Here is a 2,834-nt window from a genome sequence, read left to right on the forward strand (position 1 = left end):
AATCATCTGAGGTCTAAGTGGGGTGTCGTCAGTGATCGGACCTTTGGAAAGATCACCGTAAGCTGCGATGCTGCTGGCGAAGATTACGCGCGGGCACTTGGCGCTACCCCGCGCTGCATCAAGCAGCGACAGGCTGGCATCCACATTGACCCGCTGTGCCAGAGATCGGTTTAGCTCTGCGGCGCCGCCGGGGAGCGTGGCAAGGTGCAGGAGGGCATCGCAGGGTTGCTCAAACACTTCGGCGACAAACTCGGGTGAGCACAGGTCCCCTACAAACTCTTCAGTCGCCTCTGATTCAGGGCATAGAGCGTAATCCACCGCGACAATCTCGTGCAGGCCCTCGCGTGCCAAGGCCTTCACAAGAGCTCTGCCTATAAAGCCCGCCGCGCCCGTGATGACTATTCTCATTGAGACTGGGCTTGGCTTCGAAGGTTTGAGACCTTAGCGATGATAAACGCCGTTGTCTGCATATTGAGTTTTATGCTTCGTCAACAATGGCGACAGCACGGGTCCAGCCGGCTGAGCCGCCTTTTACTTTATGAGGAAAACACGAGACGGTGTATCCGTAGGCCGGCAGCGCTTCGAGGGTATGCAGCTTCTCGAGGTGGCAATAGCCCGTGTCCCGGCCTGCTTTGTGGCCCTCCCAAATCAGCGATGTGTCGCCGGTCTCGGCAACCCGTTCTGCGGTATGGCTAAAGGGTGCATCCCAGGACCAGGCGTCGGTGCCGGTCACGCGAATACCGCGATCCAGTAGGTACATAGTTGCTTCGTAACCCATGCCGCAGCCGATGTTCACAAAATCTGGATTGCCTACTGCCATTCCTGCTGCGGTGTTGACCAACACGATGTCCAGTGGTTGTAAGGTATAGCCGATGCGTTCCAGTTCTGCCTCGACATCAGCCGCGGTAGCAACATAGCCGTTTTCAAAGTGTCGGAAATCCAGTTTTACCCCGGGTCTGAAACACCAGTCCAGAGGGACTTCATCGATTGTTATCGCGCGCTCACCACCATTCATGGTGGGATGAAAATGCCATGGTGCGTCTAGATGCGTGCCGTTGTGAGTCGACAATGTGATGGTTTCTACGGCGGCGAAGCCCTCACCACCAGCCATTTCTTCAGCGCTTACACCAGGGAAGAAGTGATTGGCTTCTGCCATGGTTTCACCATGTTTTTGATAGGTGATCTTTGGGCGCATGAAAGGTGGGTCGGTGATGACATCATTTTCAAGGTAGATAGACAGATCGATAAAAGTACGTGGCATGACTGTGTCCTATGCGAGTTCGACGCGCACTGGCAGTGAGGCAAGTGCGTGCAGTGTGTTGTTTAGACGGCGTACGGGCTCGGTGACCCGGGTAATGCGGGTGTAGCGCTGTGCAAGAGCGCCGATAATCATCTGTGCTTCCAAGCGCGCGATAACCTGTCCGAGGCACTGATGGATGCCGGCGCCAAAGCCAACGTGACCACTGGTTGTTCGAGATAAGTCAAAGCGCTCCGGTGCTTCCCATTTTCGGGGGTCACGATTAGCGGCGGCCAGGAACAATAGCACTTTGGAGTCTTTGGGAATCAGGTGGCCAGCTACCTCGGTGTCGCAGGACGCGGTGCGAAAGAAAGTCTGCACAGTAGAGTCCCAGCGGATGCTTTCGTCAACGGCGCGTCTGATCAGGCGAGGCTCTGCGCGTAGCTTTTCCCATTCATCAGGATACTCGGTAAGCGCAAGTACCAGATGACCGATGCCATTGACCGTTGTATCCACACCTGCCGAGAGCATCGAGCGAACCAGTCGTTCTGCCTCATCCGAGGTGCATTCTCCGCGATCTGCAGCTGCAAACACATCCTGTCCCCATCCGCCCGGCTTGAGGTTTTCCCGCTTACAAGCTTCAGCTACCCAGGCAGAGGCCTCTTTTGATGATGCGTTGCCTTCCTCGAAGATCTTGTTGCGCGGACCGAAGGCGTTGAAAACAGCAGAAGCATAGGTGAGTAAATGCTCGCGGCCTTCATCCATCAGGCCCACAGCGTCGGGGAATACACGCATGGGATACACTTCGGAGAGTTCGGTCACCGCATCAAAGCTGTCTTTTTCGGTTAAATTATCAATCAGATCCTCAGCGCGTTCTCGCCACAGCGACTCCTGCAACTTTAGTCTCGCGGGTGCCAGAATTGCGCTCATAATGCCGCGGGTACGGTCGTGCAGAGGTGGGTCTGCCTCCAGCAGTAGTGACGGGGGGCGCCAGGGTTCTTCTTTAGAGAAGTCGGCAACGCCGACACCTCGACTTGACACGAACGTCTCGTGGTCGATTAGTGACGATCTGACTTCATCAAAGCGTGCCATGCCGTAAACGCCCAGCTTTTCTAGCCAAACGACGGCCCCGGTATCTCTTAACACACTGTGGAAAGCATAGGGGTCGCTCAATACGGCGTCGCTAAACGGATCGATGCTCAAGCTAGGTATGGAGTGGGTATCTATATGCGCGGGCCTCAGCCTATTGCCTGGGTGGGTGCGGATGCCCAAAGGGCCTTTCACCCGCCGTGAGGACTATAGAGCGAAGGGTACGATTGTAAAAAGTGATTGTATTTATGGGTTTGCATAAAGAAAGCCTATGCAAAGGGGTGCTCAATAGGACTGTTTTATCTGCTCAATAAGCCAGCGCAAGCCTTCGTCATTCTGGCGCGATTGTTGGTACTGGATCATTTCCCGCATCAGCGGAAATTCAAATGGCATTGCCGCAATAGCAATGGGAAGACGTTTTTCATACATTTTTGCCAATCGCTTGTGCATCACGGTCAGTTTGCTGGTATTGATGACCATCTCCGGCGCTATGAGAAACGAAGACACG

The 2,834-nt window shown here is 54.7% G+C and carries 4 protein-coding genes; all 4 read right to left on the minus strand.

Translation table 11 applies throughout. The annotated features are described in order from the left end of the window. The coding region (locus AB8B76_RS07825) for an NAD-dependent epimerase/dehydratase family protein (protein ID WP_405271471.1) at nucleotides 1–408 on the minus strand (408 nt) is incomplete at its 3' end. A gap of 70 nt (nucleotides 409–478) precedes the next feature. Then, nucleotides 479–1,261 carry a cyclase family protein gene (locus AB8B76_RS07830; RefSeq protein WP_405271472.1) on the minus strand — a complete coding sequence of 261 codons (783 nt, stop codon included), beginning with the start codon at nucleotides 1,259–1,261 and terminating at the stop codon, nucleotides 479–481. Nucleotides 1,262–1,270: 9 nt separating this feature from the next. Further along, the gene (locus AB8B76_RS07835) at nucleotides 1,271–2,440 is read right to left on the minus strand and encodes a cytochrome P450 (RefSeq protein WP_405271473.1); all 1,170 of its coding nucleotides are present in this window, start codon (nucleotides 2,438–2,440) and stop codon (nucleotides 1,271–1,273) included. Between the two features lie 171 nt (nucleotides 2,441–2,611). After that, nucleotides 2,612–2,834 (minus strand): hypothetical protein (locus AB8B76_RS07840; protein WP_405271474.1); only part of this gene is annotated, 223 nt, incomplete at its 5' end.

Origin of the sequence: Congregibacter sp., from assembly GCF_045107095.1 — a bacterium.
Classification (GTDB): Bacteria; Pseudomonadota; Gammaproteobacteria; order Pseudomonadales; family Halieaceae; genus Congregibacter.